The 26,637-nt window shown below is 57.1% G+C and carries 19 protein-coding genes, 12 tRNA genes and 4 pseudogenes; 7 read left to right on the top strand and 28 right to left on the bottom strand.

What is annotated here, in order from left to right; genetic code table 11:
* The first annotated feature begins 40 nt into the window (after window positions 1-40).
* Entirely contained in the window at window positions 41-1,354 is a 1,314-nt protein-coding gene (locus ACTG2O_RS07415; RefSeq protein ID WP_202005356.1) for a sodium-dependent transporter, read from the top strand.
* Window positions 1,355-1,357: 3 nt separating this feature from the next.
* Here the strand turns inward: ACTG2O_RS07415 and ACTG2O_RS07410 are convergent, their stop codons facing one another.
* A complete protein-coding gene (locus ACTG2O_RS07410) occupies window positions 1,358-2,077 on the bottom strand; it encodes a substrate-binding periplasmic protein (RefSeq protein ID WP_021229589.1) in 720 nt (239 codons plus the stop codon).
* Window positions 2,078-2,509: 432 nt separating this feature from the next.
* Between ACTG2O_RS07410 and ACTG2O_RS07405 the strand changes: the two are divergent.
* Window positions 2,510-3,822: pseudogene (locus ACTG2O_RS07405) on the top strand (sodium-dependent transporter).
* 305 nt (window positions 3,823-4,127) lie between these two features.
* Here ACTG2O_RS07405 and ACTG2O_RS07400 read toward each other — a convergent pair.
* The 25 genes and pseudogenes from ACTG2O_RS07400 to ruvA form a co-directional block, all read right to left on the bottom strand.
* Window positions 4,128-4,203 (bottom strand) — tRNA-Val (locus tag ACTG2O_RS07400).
* Window positions 4,204-4,220: 17 nt separating this feature from the next.
* A tRNA-Lys gene (locus ACTG2O_RS07395) sits at window positions 4,221-4,296 on the bottom strand.
* Between the two features lie 36 nt (window positions 4,297-4,332).
* Window positions 4,333-4,408 (bottom strand) — tRNA-Val (locus ACTG2O_RS07390).
* Between the two features lie 16 nt (window positions 4,409-4,424).
* Window positions 4,425-4,500: transfer RNA gene (locus tag ACTG2O_RS07385), tRNA-Lys, on the bottom strand.
* A gap of 36 nt (window positions 4,501-4,536) precedes the next feature.
* Window positions 4,537-4,612: transfer RNA gene (locus tag ACTG2O_RS07380), tRNA-Val, on the bottom strand.
* 16 nt (window positions 4,613-4,628) lie between these two features.
* A tRNA-Lys gene (locus ACTG2O_RS07375) sits at window positions 4,629-4,704 on the bottom strand.
* 35 nt (window positions 4,705-4,739) lie between these two features.
* A tRNA-Val gene (locus tag ACTG2O_RS07370) sits at window positions 4,740-4,815 on the bottom strand.
* A 16-nt stretch (window positions 4,816-4,831) separates the two neighbouring features.
* Window positions 4,832-4,907: transfer RNA gene (locus ACTG2O_RS07365), tRNA-Lys, on the bottom strand.
* Window positions 4,908-4,930: 23 nt separating this feature from the next.
* Window positions 4,931-5,006, bottom strand: a tRNA-Val gene (locus ACTG2O_RS07360).
* Between the two features lie 16 nt (window positions 5,007-5,022).
* Window positions 5,023-5,098, bottom strand: a tRNA-Lys gene (locus ACTG2O_RS07355).
* 23 nt (window positions 5,099-5,121) lie between these two features.
* Window positions 5,122-5,197 (bottom strand) — tRNA-Val (locus ACTG2O_RS07350).
* Between the two features lie 31 nt (window positions 5,198-5,228).
* Window positions 5,229-5,304, bottom strand: a tRNA-Lys gene (locus ACTG2O_RS07345).
* 174 nt (window positions 5,305-5,478) lie between these two features.
* Complete coding sequence (gene ybgF, locus ACTG2O_RS07340) at window positions 5,479-6,279, bottom strand: tol-pal system protein YbgF (RefSeq protein ID WP_064339412.1); 801 nt, start codon at window positions 6,277-6,279, stop codon at window positions 5,479-5,481.
* A gap of 158 nt (window positions 6,280-6,437) precedes the next feature.
* Entirely contained in the window at window positions 6,438-6,962 is a 525-nt protein-coding gene (gene pal, locus ACTG2O_RS07335) for a peptidoglycan-associated lipoprotein Pal (RefSeq protein WP_005304908.1), read from the bottom strand.
* 49 nt (window positions 6,963-7,011) lie between these two features.
* Entirely contained in the window at window positions 7,012-8,337 is a 1,326-nt protein-coding gene (tolB, locus tag ACTG2O_RS07330) for a Tol-Pal system beta propeller repeat protein TolB (protein ID WP_005335728.1), read from the bottom strand.
* Window positions 8,338-8,432: 95 nt separating this feature from the next.
* Window positions 8,433-9,524 carry a cell envelope integrity protein TolA gene (tolA, locus tag ACTG2O_RS07325; RefSeq protein WP_439975534.1) on the bottom strand — a complete coding sequence of 364 codons (1,092 nt, stop codon included), beginning with the start codon at window positions 9,522-9,524 and terminating at the stop codon, window positions 8,433-8,435.
* A 5-nt stretch (window positions 9,525-9,529) separates the two neighbouring features.
* Window positions 9,530-9,975, bottom strand: a pseudogene (gene tolR, locus ACTG2O_RS07320) (protein TolR).
* Window positions 9,975-10,662, bottom strand: a pseudogene (tolQ, locus tag ACTG2O_RS07315) (protein TolQ). The pseudogenes tolR and tolQ overlap by 1 nt, the downstream one beginning before the upstream one ends.
* A complete protein-coding gene (ybgC, locus tag ACTG2O_RS07310; RefSeq protein WP_064335446.1) occupies window positions 10,652-11,059 on the bottom strand; it encodes a tol-pal system-associated acyl-CoA thioesterase in 408 nt (135 codons plus the stop codon). Before ybgC ends, tolQ begins: the two are co-directional and overlap by 11 nt.
* Before the next feature lie 105 nt (window positions 11,060-11,164).
* Window positions 11,165-11,476 (bottom strand): cyd operon YbgE family protein, encoded by a 312-nt coding sequence (locus tag ACTG2O_RS07305; RefSeq protein ID WP_041202810.1) that lies wholly within the window; start codon window positions 11,474-11,476, stop codon window positions 11,165-11,167.
* A complete protein-coding gene (cydX, locus tag ACTG2O_RS07300) occupies window positions 11,463-11,579 on the bottom strand; it encodes a cytochrome bd-I oxidase subunit CydX (RefSeq protein ID WP_005304933.1) in 117 nt (38 codons plus the stop codon). The genes ACTG2O_RS07305 and cydX overlap by 14 nt, the downstream gene beginning before the upstream one ends.
* A 14-nt stretch (window positions 11,580-11,593) precedes the next feature.
* Complete coding sequence (gene cydB / locus ACTG2O_RS07295) at window positions 11,594-12,727, bottom strand: cytochrome d ubiquinol oxidase subunit II (protein WP_439975533.1); 1,134 nt, start codon at window positions 12,725-12,727, stop codon at window positions 11,594-11,596.
* Between the two features lie 11 nt (window positions 12,728-12,738).
* The gene (locus ACTG2O_RS07290) at window positions 12,739-14,295 is read right to left on the bottom strand and encodes a cytochrome ubiquinol oxidase subunit I (protein WP_005335743.1); all 1,557 of its coding nucleotides are present in this window, start codon (window positions 14,293-14,295) and stop codon (window positions 12,739-12,741) included.
* A gap of 934 nt (window positions 14,296-15,229) precedes the next feature.
* On the bottom strand, window positions 15,230-16,240 hold the full coding sequence (gene ruvB / locus ACTG2O_RS07285; RefSeq protein WP_005335744.1) for a Holliday junction branch migration DNA helicase RuvB: 1,011 nt from the start codon (window positions 16,238-16,240) through the stop codon (window positions 15,230-15,232).
* 8 nt (window positions 16,241-16,248) lie between these two features.
* Window positions 16,249-16,863 carry a Holliday junction branch migration protein RuvA gene (gene ruvA, locus ACTG2O_RS07280; RefSeq protein WP_005335746.1) on the bottom strand — a complete coding sequence of 205 codons (615 nt, stop codon included), beginning with the start codon at window positions 16,861-16,863 and terminating at the stop codon, window positions 16,249-16,251.
* A gap of 260 nt (window positions 16,864-17,123) precedes the next feature.
* Here ruvA and ACTG2O_RS07275 point away from each other — a divergent pair, with 260 nt between their 5' ends.
* Window positions 17,124-19,133 carry a methyl-accepting chemotaxis protein gene (locus ACTG2O_RS07275; RefSeq protein ID WP_019445707.1) on the top strand — a complete coding sequence of 670 codons (2,010 nt, stop codon included), beginning with the start codon at window positions 17,124-17,126 and terminating at the stop codon, window positions 19,131-19,133.
* 81 nt (window positions 19,134-19,214) lie between these two features.
* Here ACTG2O_RS07275 and lysE read toward each other — a convergent pair whose 3' ends face one another.
* Together lysE and ACTG2O_RS07265 are read right to left on the bottom strand one after the other, a co-directional pair.
* Window positions 19,215-19,823 (bottom strand): L-lysine exporter, encoded by a 609-nt coding sequence (lysE, locus tag ACTG2O_RS07270; RefSeq protein WP_026034965.1) that lies wholly within the window; start codon window positions 19,821-19,823, stop codon window positions 19,215-19,217.
* Between the two features lie 195 nt (window positions 19,824-20,018).
* Window positions 20,019-20,794, bottom strand: a pseudogene (locus ACTG2O_RS07265) (LuxR family transcriptional regulator).
* A 62-nt stretch (window positions 20,795-20,856) separates the two neighbouring features.
* On the opposite strand from ACTG2O_RS07265, the gene ACTG2O_RS07260 reads away from it, so the two are divergent.
* The 4 genes from ACTG2O_RS07260 to ACTG2O_RS07245 all read left to right on the top strand — a co-directional run bounded on the left by ACTG2O_RS07260 (window position 20,857) and on the right by ACTG2O_RS07245 (window position 26,635).
* Entirely contained in the window at window positions 20,857-21,495 is a 639-nt protein-coding gene (locus ACTG2O_RS07260) for an acyl-homoserine-lactone synthase (RefSeq protein WP_026034966.1), read from the top strand.
* A gap of 209 nt (window positions 21,496-21,704) precedes the next feature.
* Entirely contained in the window at window positions 21,705-22,604 is a 900-nt protein-coding gene (locus tag ACTG2O_RS07255; protein ID WP_019445711.1) for a LysR family transcriptional regulator ArgP, read from the top strand.
* Between the two features lie 99 nt (window positions 22,605-22,703).
* The gene (locus ACTG2O_RS07250) at window positions 22,704-24,740 is read left to right on the top strand and encodes an exoribonuclease II (RefSeq protein WP_439975532.1); all 2,037 of its coding nucleotides are present in this window, start codon (window positions 22,704-22,706) and stop codon (window positions 24,738-24,740) included.
* Between the two features lie 254 nt (window positions 24,741-24,994).
* Window positions 24,995-26,635 (top strand): sensor domain-containing diguanylate cyclase, encoded by a 1,641-nt coding sequence (locus ACTG2O_RS07245; protein WP_439975531.1) that lies wholly within the window; start codon window positions 24,995-24,997, stop codon window positions 26,633-26,635.
* The last annotated feature ends 2 nt before the right edge of the window (window positions 26,636-26,637 follow it).

The raw sequence follows: 26,637 nt of genomic DNA, 5'->3' as shown, positions 1-26,637 counted from the left end.
GCCATTCTGCCCTGCCAAGGGGCGCTCGATTGGAGTTCTTATGAAGCAGTCCCAATGGTCATCCCGACTCGGCTACATCCTCGCCGCAGCGGGTTCCGCGGTCGGTATCGGCGCAATCTGGAAATTCCCTTATGTCACCGCCGTCAACGGCGGCGGCGCCTTCCTGCTGGTCTTTCTGCTGTTCAGCTTCACCCTGGGGGTGGCGGTACTGATGGGGGAAACCCTGCTCGGCAGCATGAGTCGCCGCGGGGTAGTCGGAGCCTTCTCCGATCTGCTCGGCAAACAGTGGCGCTGGGTTGGGGTAATGGGAGTGATCTCTACCCTGCTCATCTACTGCTTCTACAGCGTGGTGGGCGGCTGGACCCTGGGTTATACCGGCATGGCCCTCTCCGGTCAGCTCAACCATGGGGATGCGGCTGCTCTCACCGCCCGCTTCAATGACTATGTCAGCGGCGACGTCTGGCCAATCCTCACTCACCTGCTGTTTGCCGCCCTCACCTGGATGGTGGTGCAAGGGGGCATTCAGAAAGGGGTGGAGCGCACCTTGCGCTGGATGATGCCGGCCCTGTTCCTGATGATCCTGATGCTGGTCGCCTTTGGCCTCACACTGCCCAATGCGATGGCGGGGGTGCGTCACTTCCTGATGCCCGACTTCAGCAAGCTGGGGATGTCCGGCGTGCTCGATGCCATGGGGCTGGCCTTCTTCTCCCTCTCCATCGGTCTTGGCATCCACACCACCTACGGCGCCTATCTGCCGACCAGCGAAGGGGTTGGTCGCTCCAGCCTCTGGGTGGTGCTGCTGGCCAGCATGGTAGCGGTACTGGCGGGTTTGATGATTTTCCCGGTGCTGGCCTCGACCGGTATCGACCCGGCCTCCGGTCCCGGTCTCACCTTTATGACCATGCCGGCGGTATTTCAGCTGCTGCCCTTCGGTCAGGTACTTGAGGTGATCTTCTTCGCCCTGCTGGTCTTTGCGGCACTCTCCTCGGCCATCTCCCTGCTGGAACATTTGCAGTGCTTCCTGTGCGAGACCTGGGGTTGGTCCCGCCGCACGGCCTGCAGCGCCATCACAGGATTCGTCATGGTTAGCGGTGTTCCGGTCAGCCTGTCGTTTGGCCCACTGCAACACGCCACCCTGTTTGGCAAAACCATCTTCGAGTTGCTGGACTTTGTTACCTCCAACCTGATGATGCCGCTGTTCGGCCTGATGCTGACGCTGCTGCTGGGTTGGAAGCTGGGACGCAAGGCGCTGCCGCAGGGGATTGCCAGCCACTGGCATCACTTGCTGATGAACTGCTGGCGCTGGATTGCCCCCTTGCTGATCGGCGGGATCTTGATTCGCGGTCTGGTGTGACGGTTACTCTTCGCGGGTGGGCCCATCGGCCCGCCCCTGTGCGGCTCTGACGGCCTCCAGGGCATGCTGCCAGCGGGTGATCTCGGCATCATCCGTTCCCTTGGAGAAGACGATATAGAGACCGGCCTGATGGAGCAGCACTCCACTGCTGACGATGCTGCGCCGGGATAACCCCATCTTGTCGAGGGTGGCCTCCATCACCAGCTCCGCCATCGGCAAGGCATCGATCTTGCCCAGCATCAGCCGCTCTATCGCCTCCCCGACCGTCTTGTAGCGCACCAGATTGGTGTAGCCCTCATGGGTCAGCCGCACATCATCGGCATTGCCCAGCACGACCCCCACTCTGGGCAGATCTCGCAACTGTGCCAGCGAGGTCAGCGGGTGGCGGCTATCCGGCGCTTGATAGATAAAGACCCGATTGATAAAGAGCGGGCCAACCCATTTGAAATGAGACTCCCGCTCCGGGAGCCGCTGTACCACGAACAGTCCATAGCCGGGCTCGACCCGTGCCAGCGCCAGCGCCCGCTTGAGCGGGTAAATCCGCACCGGATAACGGGTGCCAAGCTCCTCCTGCACCTCATCGATCAGGCGAATGGCAAATCCGTCGAGCTTGCCGTCGCGGTATTCGGTAAAGGGGGGTAAGTCGTGACTCAGCAGGGTTAATGCGGGCTGCGCCGACACACTCAGGCTGATCAGTAACCAGGGCAGCACCATCCATCTCATACGACATCCTGTCTCATCGTTGTTCCCATCAGCGCCATGTCGCGGTCACTAGTTCCAGAAGAAGCTACGTCGATTATCGCCCAGTAAATAGCTACAAGGTAGAAAAGATACGGCCAGGTAACGCGCTCACCGATTGAGTTGTACGTACAGTCAGAGTGATGACAGCGGCACACATAAAAAATTTTTGATTTTATGTGTCAATTATTCTTTCCATGGTTTAGGCTGTTCCCTCATTCATTAGTCAGGTTGTCACCTCATGTCTGCCATCCTCGTGCTGTTTGGTCGATTTTTTAGCTCGCAAGAGAGGTGACCTTGCACGCACAGTTTTTCTGAATGTTCATTGCAAAGGTCGCCTCAGGCGGCCTTTTTTATGGTCTGTCGTTTATTGCTACAGAGGAGTATTGCTTCGATGTCGTGTTACCCGGAGGTTGTATGAGCCAGGTTCAGTGGTCTTCCCGTCTCGGTCATGTGCTGGCCGCAGCAGGCACAGCGATTGGCCTTGGTGCCATCTGGAAGTTTCCCTATGTGACCGCCACCAATGGCGGTGGTGCCTTTCTGCTGGTGTTTCTGCTGTTCAGCTTCACCCTGGGGGTAGCGGTACAGGTCGGCGAAACCCTGCTCGGCAGCCATAGCCAGCGCGGGGTGCTCGGCGCTTTTCGCAAACTGGTGGGGCCGAACTGGCGCTGGATGGGGTATATGGGGATTGCCTGCGGCTTCTTTATCTACAGCTTCTACAGCGTGGTCGGTGGCTGGACCGTGGGTTACGCTGCGCTGGCGATGGCTGGCAAACTCAACCTGAGCGAGGGGAGCGCCCTCACCGCCCTGTTCAACGGCTATGTCAGCAACCCCTGGTGGCCGGTGCTGACCCATCTGGTGTTTGCTGGGCTAACCTGGTGGTTCGTGCAGGGAGGTATTCAGAAAGGAGTGGAGCGGGCACTGCGCTGGATGATGCCCGCGCTCTTCATCATGATGTTGTTGCTGGTAGGGGTCGGTCTCTCCATGCCGGGCTCCATGGCGGGTGTACGCCAGCTGCTGCTGCCGGACTTCTCCATGCTGACCGGCCAGAGCGTGCTGGACGCGCTGGGGCTGGCCTTCTTCTCCCTCTCCATCGGGCTCGGGGTACACACTACCTATGGCGCCTACCTGCCCAATAGCGAAGGGGTGCTGCGCTCCGGGGTCTGGGTGGTCACTCTGGCAAGCCTTATCTCGGTGCTGGCGGGCTTGATGATCTTCCCGGCGCTGGCCTCCACCGGCATCGATCCCACCGCAGGCCCAGGGCTCACTTTATGACCATGCCTGCCGTGTTTAGTCATCTGCCGTTCGGTCAGGGGCTGGGGGTGGTCTTCTTCCTGCTGCTGCTGGTGGCGGCGCTCTCCTCCTCCATTTCCATGCTGGAGCATCTGGTGCGCTTCACCACCGAGGAGTGGGGTTGGTCGCGTCGTGGCGCATGCCGGGTACTGACCCTGCTTATCATGGCCTCCGGCATTCCGGTGAGCCTGTCGTTCGGCCCATGGAGCGATCTGACCCTGTTTGGCAAGACCATCTTCGAGCTGCTCGACTATCTGACCTCCAACCTGATGATGCCGCTGTTTGGTCTGGTACTGACCCTGCTGCTGGGCTGGCGCCTCGGTGATGCCATTCTCCCTGTAGGCCTGTCACCCGCCCTGCGTCTGGCGCTGCTCTGGTGCTGGCGCGTGGTGGCGCCGCTGCTGATCAGCGGGATCCTGATCCGCGGGATCATGTAGCACCTTGCGCATCTTTGCGGGCAGGCCTTGGCCTGCCCTTTTTATTGCTGGCGTTTGCTTTAACAGGCGTTCATATGAACAGCATCACGATGGACAGGAGTGAAGTCAGTGGCCGTCGAGCAATCTAGGAAGAGCAGGATGAAGAAGGATCGGAGTGGCAGAGTGGCACTATAAGAAGTGGTGCTTGGCTCGCCACAACGGCAACAGAAGAAGCTGGAGTACTGAATTGCGGGCAAAAAAAATCCCCATCTGAGTGGGGACTTTCTCTGCAACCGCAGCTGATATCTCAGCCTCGCTTGCGAATATGGTGGTCGTTACTGGGATCGAACCAGTGACCCCCTCCTTGTAAGGGAGGTGCTCTCCCAGCTGAGCTAAACGACCTGGGAATTCTGAAATGATGGTGGGTCGTGCTGGATTCGAACCAGCGACCAATTGATTAAAAGTCAACTGCTCTACCGACTGAGCTAACGACCCATCTAAATCATTTTTTTAAACTTTTTACTGCAAATATGGTGGTCGTTACTGGGATCGAACCAGTGACCCCCTCCTTGTAAGGGAGGTGCTCTCCCAGCTGAGCTAAACGACCTGGGATTCTGAAATGATGGTGGGTCGTGCTGGATTCGAACCAGCGACCAATTGATTAAAAGTCAACTGCTCTACCGACTGAGCTAACGACCCATCTAAATCATTTTTTTAAACTTTTTACTGCAAATATGGTGGTCGTTACTGGGATCGAACCAGTGACCCCCTCCTTGTAAGGGAGGTGCTCTCCCAGCTGAGCTAAACGACCTGGGATTCTGAAATGATGGTGGGTCGTGCTGGATTCGAACCAGCGACCAATTGATTAAAAGTCAACTGCTCTACCGACTGAGCTAACGACCCATCTAAATCATTTTTTAAACTTTTTACTGCAAATATGGTGGTCGTTACTGGGATCGAACCAGTGACCCCCTCCTTGTAAGGGAGGTGCTCTCCCAGCTGAGCTAAACGACCTGGGATTCTGAAATGATGGTGGGTCGTGCTGGATTCGAACCAGCGACCAATTGATTAAAAGTCAACTGCTCTACCGACTGAGCTAACGACCCATCTAAATCATTTTTTTACAAACTGGTGGTCGTTACTGGGATCGAACCAGTGACCCCCTCCTTGTAAGGGAGGTGCTCTCCCAGCTGAGCTAAACGACCTGGGATTCTGAAATTATGGTGGGTCGTGCTGGATTCGAACCAGCGACCAATTGATTAAAAGTCAACTGCTCTACCGACTGAGCTAACGACCCATCTAAATCATTTTTTTACAAACTGGTGGTCGTTACTGGGATCGAACCAGTGACCCCCTCCTTGTAAGGGAGGTGCTCTCCCAGCTGAGCTAAACGACCTGGGAATTCTGTCTCCACCGAGTGGAGAAAATGGTGGGTCGTGCTGGATTCGAACCAGCGACCAATTGATTAAAAGTCAACTGCTCTACCGACTGAGCTAACGACCCTCACCACGACCAGTTCCGACTGCATTACTGCTTCGGCTCTGACGGCGGCCTATATTACGGATTTAAATTTCCGGTGCAACAGAAAATTCGTAATTTAAATCCGTTTGCTCACTGTGCGTACAAATGCAGGCTGTTTTTACAGTAGCGTTACGAAAACAGTGACATACAGCAATGTTACAGCTTGGCCAGACTCTGTTTGGCCAACTGGGCTGGCGAGGTGTTGGGATAGCCCTTGATCACCTGCTCATAGAAGGATTTGGCTTCCGCCTTCTTGCCATCCAGTTGCGCCAGCATACCCAGCTTCAGCAGCGCATCGGCTCGCTTGGGGGATTTGCTGTATTTGTTGGCCACGGTCGAAAACTGGGCCGAGGCTCCGGCTCTGTCACCCTTGTTGAACAGCAACTGGCCGAGCCAGTAGTGTGCATTGGGAACATAGCCCGAATTGGGGTACTGCTTGATGAAGCCCTGGAAAGCCGGAATGGCTTTGTCGTAGTTCTTCTCTTTGAGCACCATGTTGACCGCTGCGTCGTAGGCCTGGTTCTCATCCTGATTGGTTGAGTAATTTGCGGCAGCAGCCGGTGTGGCAGCAGCAGGGGCCGGGGCGGCTGGAGCAGCTTGCTGGCTGCTGGCAACCTTGTCGAGCTCCTGGTAGAGCTGACGCTGGCGCTCTTGCGACTGTTCCATCTGGTAGGTCTGCTGCTCCAGCTGACCACGCAGCTCGGAGACCTCCCCTTGCAGGGAGTCGACCTGTTGCTGCAATTCAGCTTGCAGTCGCAGACGGGCATTGAGGGTGCGCTCCAGCAGGGCAACCCGATCTTCCAGGCTACCGGTGGGCACGATGGCGCCGTTGTTGCCGCTAAGGACAACCCCACCACTTGAGTCACCGCCCAGATCGCTGACCGGTGCCGCAGCTTGCGCATTCAGAGCAACCATTACGGCCAGCGCAACGACAGCTTGCTTGTACACAGATTTCATTCGGATCAAACCTTAGCGTTTAGTACAGATAAAACGGCCAGCGCCATCGTCGCTCGCATATGCAGATTTCATTCGGATCAAACCTTGGCGTTTAGTGCAAATAAAACGGCCATCGAAATGGCCGCTTGCATATAAACGAACTTCGTTCGGTTTAAACCTTAGTAAACCAGAACCGCGCGGCGGTTTTTGGCAAAGGCATCCTCGGTGTGGGACATGTCCAGCGGCTTCTCTTCGCCATAGCTGACGATGGAGAGCTGCTCGGCCTGCACACCCAGGGTTTGCAGATACTTGGCAACAGCCTTGGCACGACGCTCGCCCAGGGCGATGTTGTACTCCGGAGTACCGCGCTCATCGGCGTGACCTTCGATCAGGACTTTCACGCTCGGGCGCTCGCGCAGGTAGCTGGCGTGGGCATCCAGCAGATCAGCGTACTGACCCTGGATATCGTAACCGTCGAACGGGAAGTAGATCACGTTGTCACGCTGCAGTGCTTCGAACTTCTGACGCATCTGCTCTTCCGGGGACAACATGCCGTTGGCGCCGCCGGTTTGTACACCGCCCATGCCGTCGGTCATACCTGATTCAGCGCCAGCGGCGTCGGAATCAGAAGAAGAACTACAAGCGGCCAGGGTGAACAGTGGCAGTGCGATGGCCAAACCCTTGAGCAGTTTATTGAGTTGCATGCTATTTCCTTAAACCTTTATAACAAAACAAAAAACAATTGGATTTTTATCAATTCAAGAAGGGCGACCAAGCTGGTGCACGAATTTCACCGCTACTGGTCGGAAGCACAGCCTTGAAGCGACCATCAGTCGACACCAACGCGAGACTCTTACGACCCTGATAGATGGTGGCATAAATGATCATGCTGCCATTGGGAGCCACACTTGGCGACTCATCCAGAGCACTCTGGGTAAGGACCAACAGGGCATTGTTTTCCATGTCCTGACGGGCAATACGATACTGTCCCTGAACACGGGTCACCATCACCATGATTTTGCCATCAGGAGTGATGGATGCACCCTGGTTGGATTCACCTTCCCAAGTCATCCGGCGAGTCATACCAGTCGCCAAATTTACGCTATAAATCTGGGGTTTGCCACCACGTTCAGAGGTGAACAACAAATTTTGCCCATCCGGCATCCAGGAGGGTTCGGTGTCGATCACACGGCTGGTTGTGACGCGGGTCAGCTGCTTGCTAGCGACATCAACCACATAGAGGTTCGGTGAACCATCTTTGGAGAGAACGATAGCCAGACGACGACCATCCGGAGACCACTCAGGGGCCCCGTTAATGCCACGGAAACTGGTGATCAGGCTGCGCTGCTGGGTGTAGATATCCTGCACATAGATTTCGGACTTCTGGTTCTCGAAGCTCACGTAAGCCAGCTTGCTGCCATCCGGCGACCAGGCCGGAGACATCAAGGGCTCGCGGGAGCGCAGCAGGGTCTTCTCGTTGTAACCATCGTAGTCAGAAATACGCAGCTGGTACGGGAACTGGGTACCCTGCTGTACGGAGACATAAGCCAGACGGGTCAGGAAGGCACCGCGCTCGCCAGTCAGGCGCTCATAGACGATGTCTGAGATACGGTGGGCAAACTGGCGCATCTGGGCACCCGGGATGGTCGCCATACGGCTATCCAGGATGTAACCGTTGCTCTCGCCACCTTGTGCCTTGGCCAGCTGGCCTTTCAGCACATCGACCAGCTCGAAGTTGACCTTGTAGGTGCCGTCACCGACTGCCGAAATGGAACCCACCACCACGGCTTCAACCCCTTGGGAGGCCCAGGGAGCGAAGTTGATCTCGCTGCTGCTGCTCGGGGTTTGCGGCATCTGGCCACGGGCCAGCGGCTTGAACTTGCCGCTGCGCATCAGGTCGTTGGAGACCACTTCCGCGATGTCCTGCGGCAACTGTCCGTTGCCTTCCCACTTGAAGGGGGCGACAGCGATGGGGCGTGCGCTATCAATACCGCCGGTGATGACGATGTCCAGGGCCGCCTGGGCACTCTGGCCCAGCAACAAACAGCCAACCAAAGCAAAAAATACTTTTCTGATCATGGCTTAAATACTCGGTTCCAATATAGATGAGAGGTTAAATTCCTTTCTCGGCGAGAGGTTGCCAACCGGAGGCAAGCAACCTCGTTTTATCACGCTTAGATACTCGGTTCTAACTTCAGGTTAAATTCCTTCAACATCTCGAATGCCGCAGGATCCTTGGGCACAGGCAGTTGATTGGCTTTCAGAACAGCCGCCTTACCGGAACGACAGACCGCCGGGTCACCCTGGCCGTTATCTACCGATATGACAAAGCCACTGCTCGCAAGACGTACGCCGATAGTACATGTTTTGCCCCGCATGGTGGGATCCAAAATCATATACCGCTCAACAGTGGCCTTGATGAGCGCCGCATATTTGTCGACTTCGCCCTGGGCTGCTGCCGATGCCGCCTGACTGCGGGCATTGGCCTCAGCCGACAGCTGCTGCTGCATCATCTCTTCCATCTCTTTTTGCAGCTTGGCCTGCTCGGCTGCTTTACGCTTGCGCTCAGCCGCGATCTTGGCCTGCTTTTCGGCTTCTGCCTTGGCTTTCTTCTCTGCGTCAGCTTTTGCCTTTTTCTCAGCCTCTTCCTTGGCCTTCTTCTCGGCCTCGGCTTTGGCTTTTTTCTCTGCTTCTGCCTTGGCTTTCTTCTCGGCTTCAGCTTTGGCCTTCTTGTCAGCTTCCGCTTTCTTGGCCTTGGCTTCTGCCGCCTTTGCCTTCTCTTCGGCCTCTTTCTTCTCTTGTTCCTTTTTCTTCTTCAGCGCCAACGCCTTGCTTTCGGCTTCCGCCGCTTTACGCTCGGCTTCAGCCTTCTTGGCCTTCTCTTCCGCCTGCTTCTGCTCGGCAACCTTCTTCTGCTTCTCGGCCTCGGCCTTGCGAGTCGCCTCTTCGGCCTGCTTGCGCTTGGTCTCGGCGATGCGAAGCTGCTCCTGTTTCTGAGCCAACTCGCGCTTGGCGAGATCCGTGTCTTCCTTATCCTTCTCTTTCTCTACCTTTTGAGGCTTGGGCTGAGATTTCTGCTGCTGGATCTGCTTGGCCTGTTCGTTGAGGAAGTTCTCATCGAGCATGACGGCATTGACGATCTGCCCCTTCGATTCGGGTCGTTTCGGTTTGCTGAAATCGAGCCCGACAAACAGGATGATGCCGATGATCAGGTGCAGCAGAAACGACGCGATGAGATAACCGGAAATACCACGCTTCACATCCATCTCCGTTAGTTCACCGGATCTGTCATCAGGCCAACCTGAGGCACACCCGCTTTCTTGAGGGCCACCATCAACAGGATCACCTCTTCGTAGCGCACGGCCTTGTCACCCGCGACCACCACGGGGGCATTCTGGTTGATCGCCAGATAGCCCATGGCTTTTTCGGTGATGTATTGCTGCATCGCCTCTGGCGTGCCGCTTGGCACCGGCTCGTCATCGGCTTCGCCAGCCTTGATGACATACTCGCCTTCGGTATTGACGCTGACGATGAAGGGCGGCTTGGCATCTTCCGGCAACTGCTCGGACTCAGCCTGTGGCAGATCCACCTTGACCCCTTGCGGATCACCGGCGTGACCGCCATAAAGATGATAAGCAGCACCAGCATGACGTCGATATAGGGAACCACGTTGATCTCGGCCACCTTCTTGCGCCGGATCCGCTGATAGGTTTGCATTACTGATCACCCTGCTGCTGTGCAATTTGACGGTTCAGAATGGTAGTGAACTCGTCCATGAAGTTGGCGTAGGCGTTCTCCAGCCGCTCGACCTTGTTGGAGAAGCGGTTGTAGAAGATAACCGCCGGGATAGCGGCAAACAGACCCATGGCGGTAGCGATCAGCGCTTCCGCGATACCCGGTGCCACCATCTGCAGGGTGGCCTGCTGTACCTGACCCAGGGCGATAAAGGCGTTCATGATCCCCCATACGGTACCAAACAGACCGATATAGGGGCTGATGGAGCCGATTGTCGCCAGCACCGGCAGGTTGGATTCCAGATCATCCACCGCGCGGGAGAGGGAGACGCGCATGGCGCGGTAGGTACCATCCATCACCGCATCCTCCACGGGCACCGGCCTTGAGCAAGCGGGCATACTCCTTGAAGCCGGAGTAGAAGATATCTTCCATGCCTTCGATATCATCGCGGCGGGAAGAGGACTCCTGATAGAGCCGATTGAGATCGACCCCTGACCAGAAGCGATCTTCAAACTGTTCCGATGCGAGATTGGCCGCCTTGATCGCCTTTGAACGCTGGATAATCAGCGCCCACGAGACAATAGACATGCTCATCAGGGTCATCATGACCAGTTTTACCAACAGGCTGGCTTGCCAAAACAGGCCAATAAACGAAATTTCAGCGTGCACTTAACAGCACTCCCTTGATTTTTTCAGGTATAGCTACAGGTTTCATTTGCGAATGACTGACACAGGCTATCTGTACCATGGCCTGGGTGATCAGTCGTCCATCAGCCGCCAGGATCTGCTGCGAAAAGCGCAGGGATGCGCGTTTCACTTCAATCACTTGCGTTAATACATTCAATAGTTCATTAAAACGGGCCGCCGAGCGGAAATCGATCTCAGTTCGGCTCACCACGAAGGCATATCCCTCCTGCAGCCAGACGTCCTGTTCGACCCCTTTGGCACGAAGAAACTCGGTGCGAGCACGTTCCATAAACTTGAGATAATTGGCGTTGTAGACGATGCCCCCGGCGTCGGTGTCTTCGTAGTAGACACGCACCGGAAACTCAAAGACTTCCCCCATAACAATCTGTGATCCATTCGACAGTCAGATGGGGGGCTATCATAGCGCAGGGCTGAATAGGAAAGAAGCAGGGGGAGACAGGGAAATCCTGCCTCCCCCCGTTTTTTATGAAAGGAAATATGAATGTGTCAGCCAGAGGCCATACAACAAACTGGGCCAGGCGAGCCAGGGGTTGAACAGCACACGTCCGGGCAGGCTTTTCAGATGAAAGCCAAGCCCGTTAAGTACGCCACAACAGACGGCCCACATCAGCCAGGGAGCAAGCCAGAGACCATGCTCGCTGGTGTTGGCCGCGATCAGATTGGGGGCCTGTAAAATAGCGACGGCCAACAAGGCCGCCGCGAGTAACATCAACCCCTGCCACGGCTGCCGCTCCAGTGGAGCGGCCAGCCTGGCGAGTCGATCACTTGTTTTCATCGATCTGACGATCCATGTTCTCGGTGTGTTCCAGCCACAGCGCATTGATGATGCCAAATGCACAGGCCAGCAACAGTCCCAGGATCCAGGTGAAATACCACATTGTCAGCGCACCTCTTAATAGAGAGATTGTTGGTTATCTTCGATGTGCTTGTTGGTTACCCGGCCAAACATCTTGATGTAAGTCCAGATGGTGTAACCCAGCACAATCGGTACGAAGATCGCTGCAGCCACAGTCATCACCTGCAAGGTGTTGAAAGAGGCGGTAGCATCCCACATGGTCAGGCTCAGTGACGGCTCAAGGCTTGAGGGCATCACGAACGGGAACATGGAGAAACCGGCAGTGAGGATGACCCCGGCAATCGCCAGCGAGGAGCTGGTACCCAGCCAGCCGATGTTCATGCGGGCAAACAGCGCAGTCAGCAGGCTCATGGCCAGGCCCAGTACAGGGGCAGCCACCATCCACGGATAGAGGGTGTAGTTGTTCATCCAGGCACCAGCCTGCAGGACAACTTCCTTGTTCATCGGGTTGGATACTGCGTCAGTCGCGGCAGCCTTGACGATGACATACCCTTCCATACCGCTTACCCACCAACCTGCGGCAGCAAACAGCACCAGGGTCAGCAGTGAGCAGATCATGGCGGCAGTGCGGGAACGCGCCAGCACTTCACCGTCGGTCTTCATCATCAACCAGGTTGCGCCCTGGGTGAGCAGCATGAACAGGCTCACCAGACCAGCCAGAATGCCGAACGGGTTAAGCAGGCCGAAGAAGTTGCCGTGATAGGTCAACATCATGAACTGGTTAAACTCGAACGGAACGCCTTGCAGCAGGTTGCCAAAGGCCACACCAAAGACGATGGGCGGTACTGCGCTACCGGCGAACAAGGCCCAGTCCCAGTTGCTGCGCCATTTTGCATCAGCACGCAGGGAGCGGTACTTGAAACCGACCGGACGCAGGAACAGCGCCATCAAGGTCAGGATCATGGCGATGTAGAAGCCGGAGAAGGTCGCGGCATACACCATCGGCCAGGCGGCGAACAAGGCGCCACCGGCAGTGACCAGCCACACCTGGTTACCTTCCCAGTGCGGCCCCATGGTGTTGAGCATCACGCGGCGCTCGACATCTTTCTTGCCGACGAACGGGAGCAGTGCGCCTACCCCCATGTCGAAGCCGTCAGTGATGGCAAAACCGATCAGCAGTACGCCGACCAGAGCCCACCAGATGACACGCAGAGTTTCGTAATCAAACATGGTCGCTCTCCTTATGCCTTGATCTGTTCAAAGTGATATTTGCCAGTCTTCAGGCTGCTGGGGCCAAGACGGGCATACTTGAACATCAGGTACATCTCGATAACCAGAAGTACGGTATAGAACAGGCAGATACCGATCAGAGAGAACCAGATCTCGGCTGCAGGCAAGTTGGATGCAGAGAGGGAAGTCGGCAACACCTCTGCAATGGTCCACGGTTGGCGACCATATTCAGCAACAAACCAGCCAGCTTCGATCGCGATCCACGGCAGTGGGATACCCCACAGCAGACCCTTGAGCAGCCACTTGCGCTTGCCGATCTGGTGACGGGCACTGTCATAGAAGGCCATACCAATCAGCACCAGCATCAGCATGCCGACGGCAACCATGATGCGGAAAGCGAAGAACAGCGGCAGTACCTGCGGAATGGAGTCATCCACGGCGGCCTTGATCTGCTCGTCGGTAGCGTCAGTCACATTGCTGGTGTAACGCTTGAGCAGCAGACCGTAGCCCAGATCCTGTTTCACTTCGTCGAAGCGAGCGCGGGTCTCGTCAGACTTGTCACCGGATTGCAGCTTGGTCAGCAGGTCGTAAGCGGTCATACCGTTACGAACGCGCAGTTCGTGCTCGCTCTTCAGATCCTTCAGACCGGTTACCTGACCGTCCAGAGAACGGGTCGCGATAATGCCCAGCGCATAGGGGATCTTGATGGCGTAGTCGGTGCGCATCTCTTCCTGATTCGGAATACCGAACAGGGTAAATGCGGCCGGAGCAGGTTCAGTCTCCCACTCAGCTTCGATAGCGGCCAGTTTCACCTTCTGCACTTCACCGGTCTCGTAACCGGATTCGTCACCGAGGATCAGCACGGACACGATGGAAGCCATACCGAACGCAGCGGCAATGGCGAAGGAGCGACGGGCAAACGCCACATCACGATTCTTTAGCAGGTAGTAGGAGGAGATACCCAGCACAAACATGGCGCCACAGGTATAACCAGCCGCCACAGTGTGGACGAACTTGACCTGAGCAACCGGGTTGAGCACCACGTCAGCGAAGCTCATCATCTCCATCCGCATGGATTCGAAGTTGAACTCTGCACCGACCGGGTTCTGCATCCAGCCGTTGGCGACCAGGATCCAGAGGGCTGAAAGGTTGGTACCCAGCGCCATCAACCAGGTGGCAGCCAGGTGCTGATGCTTGCTCAGACGATCCCAACCAAAGAAGAACATACCGACGAAGGTGGACTCCAGGAAGAAGGCCATCAGCCCTTCGATAGCCAGCGGGGCCCCGAAGATATCGCCGACATAATGGGAGTAGTAAGCCCAGTTCGTCCCGAACTGGAACTCCATGGCCAGACCTGTGGTGACCCCCAAGGCAAAGTTGATACCAAACAACTTACCCCAGAATTTAGTCATGTCCCGGTAGATGGTGTTGTTGGTCATCACATAGACGGATTCCATGATCGCCAGGAGAAAGGCCATTCCCAGCGTCAGGGGTACAAACAAAAAGTGATAAAGGGCCGTCGCAGCGAACTGGAACCGCGATAGGTCTACCACATGCTCAGCAATCATGATGTTTCCTCACCGATTATTGGCACGGCTATTTTAAGTTTTAAGCACAAAGCTTCCGTTGGAGGTTATCGAATGAGCCTTATTGGGACGTGTCACAACAAAACGCGTTCAGTAACCACTGGCATTAACAACAAGGCAATACGAGAACACAAATAAAGCTAATGTTTAACAATTCCAAAACAATCAGCCTAAATTTATTCTCGCCCATGATGACCGGGTTTTTATATCACCTTTATTTGATTGAAATCAATGTAAAAGGACCCGCCATACATGGCTTTGAAAGGCATTTTTAATCTATTTCACGATTATTGACGCGAGCCAGATCACAAAACACGATAAAGCGTAAAACATTGATTTAAATCAATTTAAGAATTTAACATCCCGCCACTCGGTTTAATTTGAAAAGCGTGAATGACGCGCCTTTTTCCATGTTATCCGAGTCAGGCAATCTGATTCGAAAACTCAATTTAAAATTGCAAAGAATGCATACTCATGCGAACCAATTTCATCAATAAAGACATTAGATAAACTAATTTGAAGAGTGCAATTTTTCTTGTTTGCCGGGGTCGATTCGAACTCCTACAATGCGCCTCGCAGTGAGGGCATACCCCTGGATACAGGCCGGTTAATCCGGGTTCACGGTACGTATTCGACGATCAATTTGAACCTGTCTATTGGAATCGAAGATGAAAAAGTTTGTTGCTAAAACCATCCGTTACTACAAGCTTTCCTTTGTTCAGCTCTATCAACTGAACCGACTCTGAGAGCTCGCGACGGCTCACCTGTTTATTTTCCGGTCTGTGTCCAGACGCACTCACTGTCTGTGAACATCCATCCTGAATTGTCTTTGCCCACCGCATCCGCCGTGGGCTTTTTTTTGCCCGGATAACAAAAAACCGCCTTTGACGGCGGTTTCATGTTCAAACGACTGTTTTTACTTCTCATCTGGTCGCTGAAGACCGAAATGAGCGTAGGCTCGTGTGGTCGCAATCCGTCCTCTGGGTGTACGTTGCAGATACCCTTGCTGGATCAGATAAGGCTCCAGCACATCTTCGATAGTATCTTTCTCTTCCCCGATCGCGGCGGCCAGATTATCGAGACCCACCGGGCCCCCCATAAACTTGTCTATCACAGCCAACAATAACTTGCGGTCCATGAAGTCAAAACCTTCGTTATCGACATCCAGCATGTCCATGGCGCGGGCAGCAATGGGGCCGTCGATCCGGCCATCGGATTTCACCTGGGCAAAGTCGCGCACCCGCCTTAACAAACGGTTAGCAATCCGCGGCGTGCCGCGAGAGCGACGGGCGACCTCAATGGCACCATCTTCCGTCATGTCTAGCCCCAGACAACGGGCACTGCGGGAGACGATATCGGTCAGGTCCTTGACGTTGTAGAACTCCAGCCGCTGGACGATACCGAAGCGATCCCGCAGCGGGCTGGTGAGTGAACCGGCCCGGGTGGTGGCGCCGATCAGGGTAAAGGGAGGCAGATCCAGCTTGATGGAGCGAGCCGCTGGACCCTCCCCGATCATGATGTCGAGCTGGTAATCCTCCATCGCCGGATAGAGCACCTCCTCCACCACCGGGCTGAGGCGATGGATTTCATCGATGAACAGCACATCGTTCGGTTCGAGGTTGGTGAGCAGCGCCGCCAGATCGCCTGCTTTCTCCAGTACCGGGCCGGAGGTGGTCTTGATATTGACCCCCATCTCGTTGGCGACGATGTTGGCGAGGGTAGTCTTGCCCAGACCCGGCGGGCCGAAGATCAACAGGTGATCGAGCGCTTCACCCCGCTGACGGGCCGCTTCGATAAAGATCTCCATCTGCTCGCAGACGGTATCCTGACCGGTGTAATCAGCCAGCTTCTTGGGGCGGATAGCCCGGTCAATAATGTCATCCTCACGGGCGGCACTGGCCGAAATGAGGCGGTCTGCTTCAATCATCAACTACCTCATACCAGGCTACGCAGGGATTCACGGATGATATCTTCCACCGACATCCCCTCTTTGGCGATCTTGCTGACAATCTGACTCGCCTGCTGCGGCTTGTAACCGAGGGCCACCAGCGCACTGGCCGCCTCTTCGGTCACATCAGGTGCCCGCAATTCGGGCTCACTGGCTGGCAAGGTGACCATGGCCGGGGAGAAGAGGTCGTGACTGACCCAGCCCTTGAGGCGATCCTTCATCTCCACCACCAGCCGCTCGGCGGTCTTCTTGCCGACTCCCGGCAGTTTGACCAAAGAGCTTATCTCTTCACGTTCGACACTCAGCACGAATTGGGTAGCTGTCATGCCGGAAAGAATAGCCAGCGCCAGCTTGGGGCCGACTCCGTTGGTTTTGATCAGCTCGCGGAACAGTGCCCGCTCCTGTTTGTGGTTGAAACCATAGAGCAACTGGGCATCTTCCCGCACCACGAAGTGAGTATGGATGGTCGCTTCCTTGCCGATCTCCGGCAAATCATAGAAGCAGCTCATCGGCATCTGTACCTCATAGCCAACCCCGCCCACTTCCAGCAGGACCTCGGGGGGCTGCTTTTCAATGACAATGCCTCTCAAGCGACCAATCACGGCTCTCTCCTCACCAATACAACTATTCGTAAATTGGCTCATAGCATAAAGAATAACTGGATAAGTATCCAGCATAGGGCAGCAACACCCTTGTGGTCAGAGAGGCTTTTTATCCAATTTTCCACCATGCTTGATCGGGTGCAGCCAGTGCACGGGATGTTTCAGCGCCGCACCGGCCCCCGAGCGGGGGATAAATCACTACACTAAACCCGTTCGGAACCGAAACTGGTGCCAATGTCGATACCAAGGAAGGCCATCACATGAAAATTGTTACCACCTCCAATCTGGGTCTTGCCATATTGCTCGGCTGTACGCTGGGCATGGGGGTCGTTGGCTGGTATGGCAGCCAGCGGCTAGCCAATCTGCTCTCCTACGTACTGGGCGCCGCCTGGCAGACCGCCGACGGTGCCATGGAGGGCTCCATAGAGCTGGGCAATCAACAGCTACAGATTCAGAAGATGCAAAACGGCACCCCGCTCAATCGCGCCGAACTCGATGCAGCCAAGGCGGCGACAGATGACGCGCTGGCCCGGGTCAGCCAGGGGCAGCTCATTGATGGTGCGGCCCTTGCCACCATGGAGCAGCACAAGCAGGACTATCAACAGCAACAAGAGAAGCTGCTGGCGCTCTATCACGCCTATACCGAGGTGGATCAGGCACTGCATCACAACGCCGATCTGATGGCTCGCCTCTCGACCCAGCTGGAGGTGATTGGCGACGGCGCGGTCGAGGCGCTGACCCAATCCCCCGACCAGACCATCAGCTGGAACAGCGGCCTCTCCACTCGCTGGGAAGCGGCCGACGGGGGGATGGAATCCAACATAGGCTTTTTGCGCCAGCTCTATGCGCTGGAGAAGATGCGCAGACAAGGAGTCACAGAGGCGATCAAGGCCGAGCTGAAAGAAGCGACCGAGTTCTACCACGAAGCAATCGACAGCATGCTCGGCACCGGGCTGTTCGATATCGAGGGAACCGGCGAATTTGCCGGCAAGACACTGTCGGCAGAGTATCGCGCCCTGTTGGCCCGGCATCAGCAACTGATGGGACAGTGGGTCGATGCGCTCGGCAGCTATCAGGCCCAGCAGTCCGCCTATGAGGTCAGTGCCGATGAGCTGCGACAACAGCTGGTTGCCATCGAGGAGAGCGGCGATGCCACTGTCGAGGATCAGGTGGCCCAGCTCAACGGCATCATCAGCCAGATCCGAACCCTGCTGCTGGGTGGCCTGTTGCTGAGCCTGATCATGGTCACCCTCTGCGGCTTCTGGCTGACCCGCAAACTGGTAACCCCGCTGCTGCAAGTGGACAAACGAATGCAGGATATCGCCGCCGGCGAGGGAGATCTCAACGCCCGCATCAACCTGCAACGGGATGACGAGATAGGTTCGCTGGCCAACAGCGTGGATCGTTTCATCGAGAAATTGCAGAAGATGATCAGCTCCACCATGGACAACAACCAGCACATCAGCGAACACGTTCACACCTCGGTCAACCGGGTGGAGGCAATCAGCCAAAGCAGCCGCCAGACCGCCGAACATGCGCTGGCCCTGCACCACGACAGTGAACAGATGGTGCAAGTCGCCACCGGTATCTCGGACAACTGCAGCATGGCGGCCCACAATGCCAATGAGGTGCGCCAGCTGACCACCGAGAGCAGCCAGTATGTCGCCTCCGCCAGCGCGGGCATGCAGCGGGTGGTACAGGAGGTGAGCGAGTGTGCCATCGCCATCAACTCCCTCAAGGAGCAGGCGGGTCAGATTGGCCAGATCATCTCCACCATCAGCGGTATCTCGGAGCAGACCAACCTGCTGGCTCTCAATGCGGCCATCGAAGCGGCCCGCGCGGGGGAGATGGGGCGTGGCTTTGCGGTGGTTGCGGACGAGGTGCGCACCCTGGCCAATCGCACCGCGACATCAAGCGCCGAGATCAGCCAGGTGATCAGCAACATCCAGCAGCAGACCGAAACCGCCTATCTGATGATGCAGCGCAACCTCAAGACGGTAGAGTCCGGCATGCAGGACTCCGAGAACACCAAGCAGATCCTGTTCAAGGTGGAAGGCGCCATCGACCAGCTGGCCGACATGGTGCAGCAGGTGGCCGTAGCCACAGGGCAACTGTCACACACCCTGAGCCACTCCTCTGACAAGGTCTCCGGCATCAGTCTGCAAGCCAGAACCGGCGAACAGGAGGCGCAGGAGTGTCTGCAACTCGCCTCCTCGCTCCATCAAGCCAGCCTGCTGCAACAGCGCCTGCTCTCCCAGTTCAGGGTCTGACCCCTTTCAATAGCAAAGATGCCACTCATGTGAGTGGCATCTTTTTGTTACCGGTCGCTCATTCCTGCCGCCTTAACTTCCTCAACGTCCTATGGCCAGTTGAACAGCCAGGCTCAACATGATGATGCCTACCAGCAGATCGATCCCCTGCTGCACCCGGCTGCGGGCCAACCAGGGCGCCAGTGCCGCAGCCCCCAGCGCCAGCGAGTAGAACCACACCAGCGAGGCCAGCATGGCCCCCGCAGCAAAGGCCGGACGCAGGGACTCGCTCACCTGACTGCCAAGGGAGCCGAGCAGCATCAGGGTATCGAGATAGACGTGGGGATTGAGCAGCGTAACTCCCAGCGTCATCGCCAGCACGCTTTTGGCCCCCATCTGCTGAGCAGAATCGGCAAGTCCCTCCCCCTTACCGCGCCAGGCACTGAGCAGGGAACGGCCACCAAACCAGCCGAGAAACAGCACGCCACCCCAGGTGAGTAGCGCCATGCCGAGGGGGCTGGCGGCCAGCACATTGGCCCCGCCAAATACGCCGATAGCAATCAGGGTGAGATCGCAGAAACTGCAGAGCGTGGCCGTCAGCAGATGGTGATTGCGATGGATGCCCCGGCTCAGCACAAAGGCATTCTGGGCGCCGATGGGGATGATCATGGCCAGACCGATGGTGAAGCCTTGCAGTGTCGTTGCGAGCATCATGGAGAGTACCGTTCGAAATGATGAATGAGCGGCACTATAGCGATGGCGGTTCCTTCTTAAAAATTCATTGATTTACTGATTGATTCATTTTGCTAATCAGCCTGAGTCACCAAAGCCCCATCCGAAACCAATAGTCAATAGCAGGATCTGACAATTGAGAGTCCGCCGCTCAGCCCCGAGAATCAACAGGTTCTATTGCATCAGCTTGGGGAAGTTGGTGACAACTACATGCTCAAGATTCGGCAGCAAAATGCCACTGCTAATCCCCTTGGCAATGGCCTGATAACGATTCATGGAGCCAGTTTTGCGAGTGACCTGATTGAGGTGGTAATTCACCGTACGCTCGGTGATCCCCAAAATGCAGGCGATCTCCCCCGATGTTTTCCCCTCACTGGCCCAGAACAGGCATTCGGTCTCACGATCCGTCAGGGCGGCTTGTTGATCCGAATCCCTCAGGCGCACAACCCTGATCGCAGCCTCGAAGATGTAATTGGCCATCCAGGAGAGGATCGGCGAGGACTCCAGCAACAATCGCTCGAGGCCCGCTCGGACGTGATAAAGGAGAGGATCCCGTTCTCCCCGGCTGCGCCGTGCAGAGGGAAGGAGATGCCATTGCGCAAGCCGAACTCGGCGGCCAGTCCCATCACGTCCATGCTTCCCTCTTGCAGAAAGCGAGCCCGCTCATCGAGGCGGTTCCAGTAGATGGGCAGAGTCTGCTTGCGTGCCAACTGAATCACGGGGTCGCACGCCAGCATGTTGTTATCGGTATAGGTCTGTACCCAAGAGATAGGGCACTGATTAAACAGTACCACTTTGGGTCTTTGCATCGACATCGGAATGATCAGGGTAAAGCCGTAATAGTCATAACCCATATCGACCGTAAAGCGACCGATCAATCCGGCAAGACGGTCACCATCCGTCACCGAAGTGAAATGTTCCAGATACTCAAACAGTTGCTCTTGTTTCATATGCTAGCCCCCCTGGCCAAGCTTCTGATTATAACGGCGAACAGGCAGAGAGAGAGTTCATAATGTTGGTTTTCAAAGGAAAATTGAGAGATCACCCACGAAACGCCGTAGAGAACGAACTCTATCAATTTCGAAATCGCGTCTTTTCCGACCGGCTAGGCTGGGACGTCGAGTCTTACCACGGTTTGGAACGCGACCGCTTTGACACGCCAGACACCCATTGGGTACTGGTCGAAGATGAACAAGGAGTCTGCGCCTGTATCCGTCTACTCAGTTGCGCCAGCGCCTATATGTTGCCCAGCATTTTTCCCACCGCCCTTGCCGGTGAAAACGCGCCCCGCACTCCCGAGATCTGGGAACTCACCCGTCTGGCTATCGATGCGACCCGCGCTCCGTGCATGACCAATGGTGTCAGCGAGCTGACCTGCGTACTCCTTCGGGAGGCCTATGCGTTTGCTACAGCCAACGGCATCAAAGAGTTTGTTGGTGTAGCCAGCCTGCCCGCAGAACGCATTTTCCGCCGTCTCGGAATCCCTATGGCTCGTCTGGGCCACCGCCAAGCGGTAGATCTCGGTGCAGTTAAAGGTGTCGGCCTGCGCTTTTATCTGGATGAGCGATTTGCCCTAGCGGTCTCGCAGCCGCTTATCGGACACTATCAAACCGCCACCTATCGCTCGCATGAGTTAGCGACCCAGATATAAAAAATCCCGGGAAAACAGGCCCGGGATAAACGTATCGCTGTATCGCTATGACCCCGCAGGGCTGCCCCCTGCGGTCTCTAGCAGTATGCCTTCCTTACAAGACAGACCACCACTGTCAGATATCACAGCGCAACGCCCCTTCCACCGCCCATTGTTGTCCCATGCCGAGTGACGTAGAGTCAGCCCTTGGGCAACGGAAGGGAGAGAAGATGAAAGAGCTGGACTACAAACTGCTGCGGGCACTGGATGCGGTACTGCAGGAGCAGAACTTCGATCGGGCGGCCAAGTCGCTCCATATCACCCAGTCGGCCATCTCCCAGCGGATCAAGCAGCTGGAGCAACAGTTTGCCGAGCCGCTGCTCATGCGCAGCCAGCCGCTGCAGGCCACGCCACTCGGCCAGAAACTGCTGGCCCACTATCGGCAGGTACACCAGCTCGAGCTCGAACTGGCGGGGGAGCTGACTCCCGATGAGCCGCAGGGGCCAATCCGGATCAGTATCGCAGTGAACGCCGACAGCCTGGCCACCTGGTTTTTGCCCGCCATTGCCCCCTTGTTGAAACAGCACCCCATCGAACTCAACCTGCTGGTCGATGACGAGAGCCGCACCCTCGACAAGGTCCGCGAGGGTCAGGCCTTTGGTGCAGTCAGCCTGCATCCCCAACCGCTGGCGGGTTGCTGCATCGACGAGCTCGGTGAAATGAACTATCTGCTTACCGCCAACCCCGCCTTCGTTGCCCGCCACTTCCCTCGCGGCCTGACCCGTGAGGCTCTGGCCAAGGCACCGGCGGTGGCGTTCGATCAGCGCGATGACATGCATGTGAGCTTTATGAGAGAACACTTCAGTCTGGAGCCCGGCGGTTACCCCTGCCACACGGTCCACTCGTCAGAGGCCTTCGTCGCCATGGCCGAACAGGGGTTGGCCTACTGTCTCATTCCCGAATTGCAGATAAGAGGCCAGCTCGCAGGCGGGTCACTGCTCAACCTCAGTCCCGACCACGTCCTGACGGAACGCCTCTACTGGCACCGCTGGGTACTGGAAAAGGGGGTGCACAAGCAGCTCTCCCAACGCCTTATCGACCATGCCAGATCGCAGTTGAAACCACGCTGAGCAGGCCATTCACCTTGGCTTTGCAGGGCTAAAAACGTATAGTGCTGGGCGATCCTTCATCAGGTCTCCACCCAGGTTTTCACTTCAGGTTCCTCACTTATGTTCCAAGACAATCCGCTGCTGGCCCAGCTCAAGCAACAAATCCGCGAAAACATCCCGAAGAAAGAGGGTGTGATCCGCGCCTCGGACCGGGGCTTCGGCTTTCTGGAAGTCGATGAGAAGACCAGCTATTTCGTGCCGCCTCCCTACATGAAGAAGGTGATGCACGGTGACCGGGTGACCGCCCTGATCCGCACCGAAAAAGAGAAGGAAGTGGCCGAGCCGGATACCCTGCTGGAGCAGTCCGTCACCCGCTTCGTGGCCCGGGTCAAGATGTTCCGTGACCGCCTCAACGTGGTGGCCGACCATCCGCTGATCAAGGATGCCATCAAGGCCCGCGTCAAGAAGGGTCTGGATGAGAAAGAGTTCAAGGAAGGTGACTGGGTGGTGGCTACCCTCAAGCGCCATGCGCTGGTCGACGGCAACTTCTCTGCCGAGATTATCCAGAAGATCGCCGCCCAGGAAGATCACAATGTGCCCTGGTGGGTAGTGCTGGCGCGCCACAATCTGGCCCAGGTCGAGCCGGCTGACTTGCCGGAGTGGAAGGTGATCGAAGAGGAAGAGCTGCCCCGTCGCGATCTGACCAAGGTGCCCTTCTTCACCATCGACGGTGCCAAAACCAAGGATATGGACGATGCGCTGGCCATCACCAAGCTGGACAACGGCTGGGAGTTGCTGGTTGCCATCGCCGACCCGACCGCCTATGTGGCCGAGGGAAGCGAGCTGGACAAAGAGGCCGCCCAGCGCGCCTTTACCGTCTACATGCCCGGCCGCAACGTGCCGATGATCCCGCGCACCCTCTCCGACGAGCTCTGCTCCCTGAAAGAGGGTGAGGAGCGCAACACCCTGTGTGCCCGTCTGCTCATCGCCGAAGACGGTCTGCTGCTGGAGGAGACCGAGTTCTTCGCCGCCCGCATCTGCTCCCACGCCCGTCTCAACTATGACGACGTCTCCGACTGGGCCGAGCATGGCAAAGAGTTGGCTATCGACGCAGGCGTACTGGCCCAGCTGCCGCTGATGAAGGCGATGACCGAAGCACGCATCGCGTGGCGCACCGAGCATGCGCTGGTATTCCCGGATCGTCCCGACTACGACTTCGAGCTGGGCGAGAATGGCGAAGTGCTGGCCATCCACGTCGAGCCACGCCGCATCGCCAACCGCATGGTGGAAGAGTCGATGATCGCCGCCAACATCTGCGCCGGTCGCGTACTGGGCAAGAGCGTCGGTTACGGCATCTTCAACGTTCACACCGGCTTTGACGAAGAGTCCCTCGACGGCGCCATCGACCTGCTGAAAAGCGCCGAAGCCCCGTTCGAGCGCGACGAGATCGCCAGCCTCTCCGGCTTCTGCGCCTTGCGCCGCTGGATCGACAACCTCGACACCCGCTGGCTGGATGGCAAGATCCGCCGCTTCCAGAGCTATGCGCTGATGTCCTCCGAACCGGGCGCCCATTACGGTCTGGGTCTGGATGCCTACGCCACCTGGACCTCCCCGATCCGTAAATACGGCGACATGGTCAACCATCGTCTGCTCAAAGCCGTTATCGCCGGCAAGACCCCGGGCGAGCGCCCGAGTCAGGAGCTCACCGAGCACCTGACCGCCTGCCGCCGTCTGCACCGCATGGTGGAGCGCGACATCGGCGACTGGCTCTATGTCCGTTACCTGAAAGCCGCCGCTGGCACCGATCAGGTGTTCAATGCCGAAATCATCGACGTGATGCGTGCCGGTCTCAAGCTACGTCTGCAGGAGAACGGCGCCGTGGTCTTCCTGCCTGCCCGTCACATCCTCGACAACAAGGAGCGACTGGAGTGCAACTGGGACAACGGTCGCGTCTATCTGGACAAGACCGAGGTGGTCTACGAGCTCGGCCAGATCATCGAGGTGAAGCTGACCGAAGCGGTGGAAGAGACCCGTTCTCTCATCGCCAAACCGGCGGTAGATCTGGTACCGGGTCCGGCACCGGAAGCCCCGGCGACCGAGAGTGCGCCAGCCGATAGCAGTGAAACGACCGCTGAGGCTGCCCCCAAGGCAGAATAAGCCGCGCAGAATCATCTGATCTGCCCGAGAGCCCGCCATCGTGCGGGCTCTTTTTTGCCCGGCATCCCGCCATACAAGCTGCCATAGATACCGTTATGGCACACAGTTCTATCCACGATTGGCAGAGAACGCAGTGAATGTCTCCACCAGCATGGCTGAAAGCAACCGTTATGTGCGCTGCCTCTCCTTTCTGACATATTAATCAAGGAGAAATATGTCTATACTCGCTTGGGTACAATCCAAGGGATATTGGCATGCAGGAATGTGACCCGGAACACTTCACCAACTTCGCTCAGTTATGCGAAGTGAGCCTCGCCACCATCCGTGAAAAAACCGATGCCGAACGCCTCTACCTCTGGCTAAAAGCCCCCGAACCGCAGCTCTACAGCTTTCAGCTCGATCACGGACTGACCACGCTTGATCTCGCCCATCTCGGCCAACTGACCCTGCCCCACCACCTGATCGACAAGGCGATGGAGAAGGGACAACTGGTGATCGAACAACTCCAGCCACCGCCGGACCCCGGCGAAAATGTGGAGCCTGCCCAGCCACAGTTACGCGCCTGTTTCCCTCTCAAGCGTCATATGAAACTGGAAGGGGTCATCTATCTGGAGACCCGCCGCCGCATCGACCGCCTCTCCTCCCACCAGCGTCAGGGTATCCAGCTCCTTATCCACTATCTGACGGCCGAGCTCAGCAATCACCTGCTCTCCAGCCAGGTTAATCAGGAGCGGGACCAGCGGCTCCATACCCAGACCGATCTGGTACAGAGTCAGGCACTGCAAGGATCCTTCCTCACCATGTTGCAGGCGCTGCACATGGTCAGCGTCACCCTCTCCCGCAGTCGCAGCGAGAACGATCTGCTGCGGGATGCCGTGCTGCTGGCCCGCAAGGAGCTGCAGTTCGATCGGGTTGCCATCTTCCTGATCGAACCCGATGGCAAGACCATGCGCGGCACCTGGGGCACCAGCGAAGAGGGCGAGCTGATGGATGAACACAACTTCATCAGCCCAATTCCGGATCACCCCACTGTGCAAGAGGCGCTCAGGCGCAAGGACTACGTGCTGGTGATGGAAGATACCCCCCTCTACTACGAGAAGCAGCAGGTGGGCCGTGGCTGGAACGCCATGGTATCGCTATGGGATGGCACCACCCCCATCGGCTGGATCGCCGCCGACAACCTGCTCTGGCACCGTCCGCTCAAGGCCTATCAGAGCGAGATCTTCAAACAGTACGCCGCCATCCTGTCGCAACTGCTGATCCGCCAGCGCACCCAGGAGCAGCTGGAAACCCTCAACCGCCAGCTGGAGGCCAGGGTCGCCGAGCGCACCATGCAGCTGGCCGAGACCAACCGGGCGCTGGAGGAAGCCAATCACCGCCTCTCCCTGCTGTCGCTGGAAGACCCCCTCACCGGCATCGCCAACCGGCGCCAGTGGGACATCACCATGCAGCGGGAGTGGGAGTGGGCACGGCGCACCCAGAACCTGCTGGCAGTATTGATGATCGACGTCGACGAGTTCAAAGCCTACAACGACCACTTCGGCCATGCCAAGGGGGATCTCTGCCTGCAACAGGTGGCCCATGTGCTGCGGGATGCAGAGCGGCGCTGCACCAATCTGGTCGCCCGTTACGGCGGCGAGGAGTTCGTCATTCTGCTCTGCGCCCCCCAACCCGGTGAGGCCGAACAGCTGGCCGGACGGATCCACGATGGTCTTGCCCGCTTGAAAATGCCCCATCCCGCCTCGCGGGTTGCTGATTTCATTACGGTTAGCATAGGCTTTAGCTATCTGGTTCCCTCCCAGGACGGAGCATGGCAGACCCTGACCGAACAGGCTGACCAGGCGCTCTACCACGCCAAGTCACAAGGGAGGGCGCGCACTCTGGCCTATCGGTGATC

The organism is Aeromonas sp. 61P, assembly GCF_051919545.1.
GTDB classification, from domain to species: domain Bacteria; phylum Pseudomonadota; class Gammaproteobacteria; order Enterobacterales; family Aeromonadaceae; genus Aeromonas; species Aeromonas veronii.
The sequence above is the reverse complement of the archived record's forward strand: the minus strand, read 5'-3'. Positions and strand labels throughout refer to the sequence as shown.

Excerpts from the sequence above, each read along its gene's own strand:
- ACTG2O_RS07415 (WP_202005356.1), top strand. The coding sequence starts at position 41 with ATGAAGCAGTCCCAATGGTCATCCCGACTCGGCTACATCCTCGCCGCA.
- ACTG2O_RS07410 (WP_021229589.1), bottom strand. The coding sequence starts at position 2,077 with ATGAGATGGATGGTGCTGCCCTGGTTACTGATCAGCCTGAGTGTGTCG.
- ybgF (WP_064339412.1), bottom strand. The coding sequence starts at position 6,279 with ATGAAATCTGTGTACAAGCAAGCTGTCGTTGCGCTGGCCGTAATGGTT.
- pal (WP_005304908.1), bottom strand. The coding sequence starts at position 6,962 with ATGCAACTCAATAAACTGCTCAAGGGTTTGGCCATCGCACTGCCACTG.
- tolB (WP_005335728.1), bottom strand. The coding sequence starts at position 8,337 with ATGATCAGAAAAGTATTTTTTGCTTTGGTTGGCTGTTTGTTGCTGGGC.
- tolA (WP_439975534.1), bottom strand. The coding sequence starts at position 9,524 with ATGGATGTGAAGCGTGGTATTTCCGGTTATCTCATCGCGTCGTTTCTG.
- ybgC (WP_064335446.1), bottom strand. The coding sequence starts at position 11,059 with ATGGGGGAAGTCTTTGAGTTTCCGGTGCGTGTCTACTACGAAGACACC.
- ACTG2O_RS07305 (WP_041202810.1), bottom strand. The coding sequence starts at position 11,476 with ATGAAAACAAGTGATCGACTCGCCAGGCTGGCCGCTCCACTGGAGCGG.
- cydX (WP_005304933.1), bottom strand. The coding sequence starts at position 11,579 with ATGTGGTATTTCACCTGGATCCTGGGACTGTTGCTGGCCTGTGCATTT.
- cydB (WP_439975533.1), bottom strand. The coding sequence starts at position 12,727 with ATGTTTGATTACGAAACTCTGCGTGTCATCTGGTGGGCTCTGGTCGGC.
- ACTG2O_RS07290 (WP_005335743.1), bottom strand. The coding sequence starts at position 14,295 with ATGATTGCTGAGCATGTGGTAGACCTATCGCGGTTCCAGTTCGCTGCG.
- ruvB (WP_005335744.1), bottom strand. The coding sequence starts at position 16,240 with ATGATTGAAGCAGACCGCCTCATTTCGGCCAGTGCCGCCCGTGAGGAT.
- ACTG2O_RS07275 (WP_019445707.1), top strand. The coding sequence starts at position 17,124 with ATGAAAATTGTTACCACCTCCAATCTGGGTCTTGCCATATTGCTCGGC.
- lysE (WP_026034965.1), bottom strand. The coding sequence starts at position 19,823 with ATGCTCGCAACGACACTGCAAGGCTTCACCATCGGTCTGGCCATGATC.
- ACTG2O_RS07260 (WP_026034966.1), top strand. The coding sequence starts at position 20,857 with ATGTTGGTTTTCAAAGGAAAATTGAGAGATCACCCACGAAACGCCGTA.
- ACTG2O_RS07255 (WP_019445711.1), top strand. The coding sequence starts at position 21,705 with ATGAAAGAGCTGGACTACAAACTGCTGCGGGCACTGGATGCGGTACTG.
- ACTG2O_RS07250 (WP_439975532.1), top strand. The coding sequence starts at position 22,704 with ATGTTCCAAGACAATCCGCTGCTGGCCCAGCTCAAGCAACAAATCCGC.
- ACTG2O_RS07245 (WP_439975531.1), top strand. The coding sequence starts at position 24,995 with ATGCAGGAATGTGACCCGGAACACTTCACCAACTTCGCTCAGTTATGC.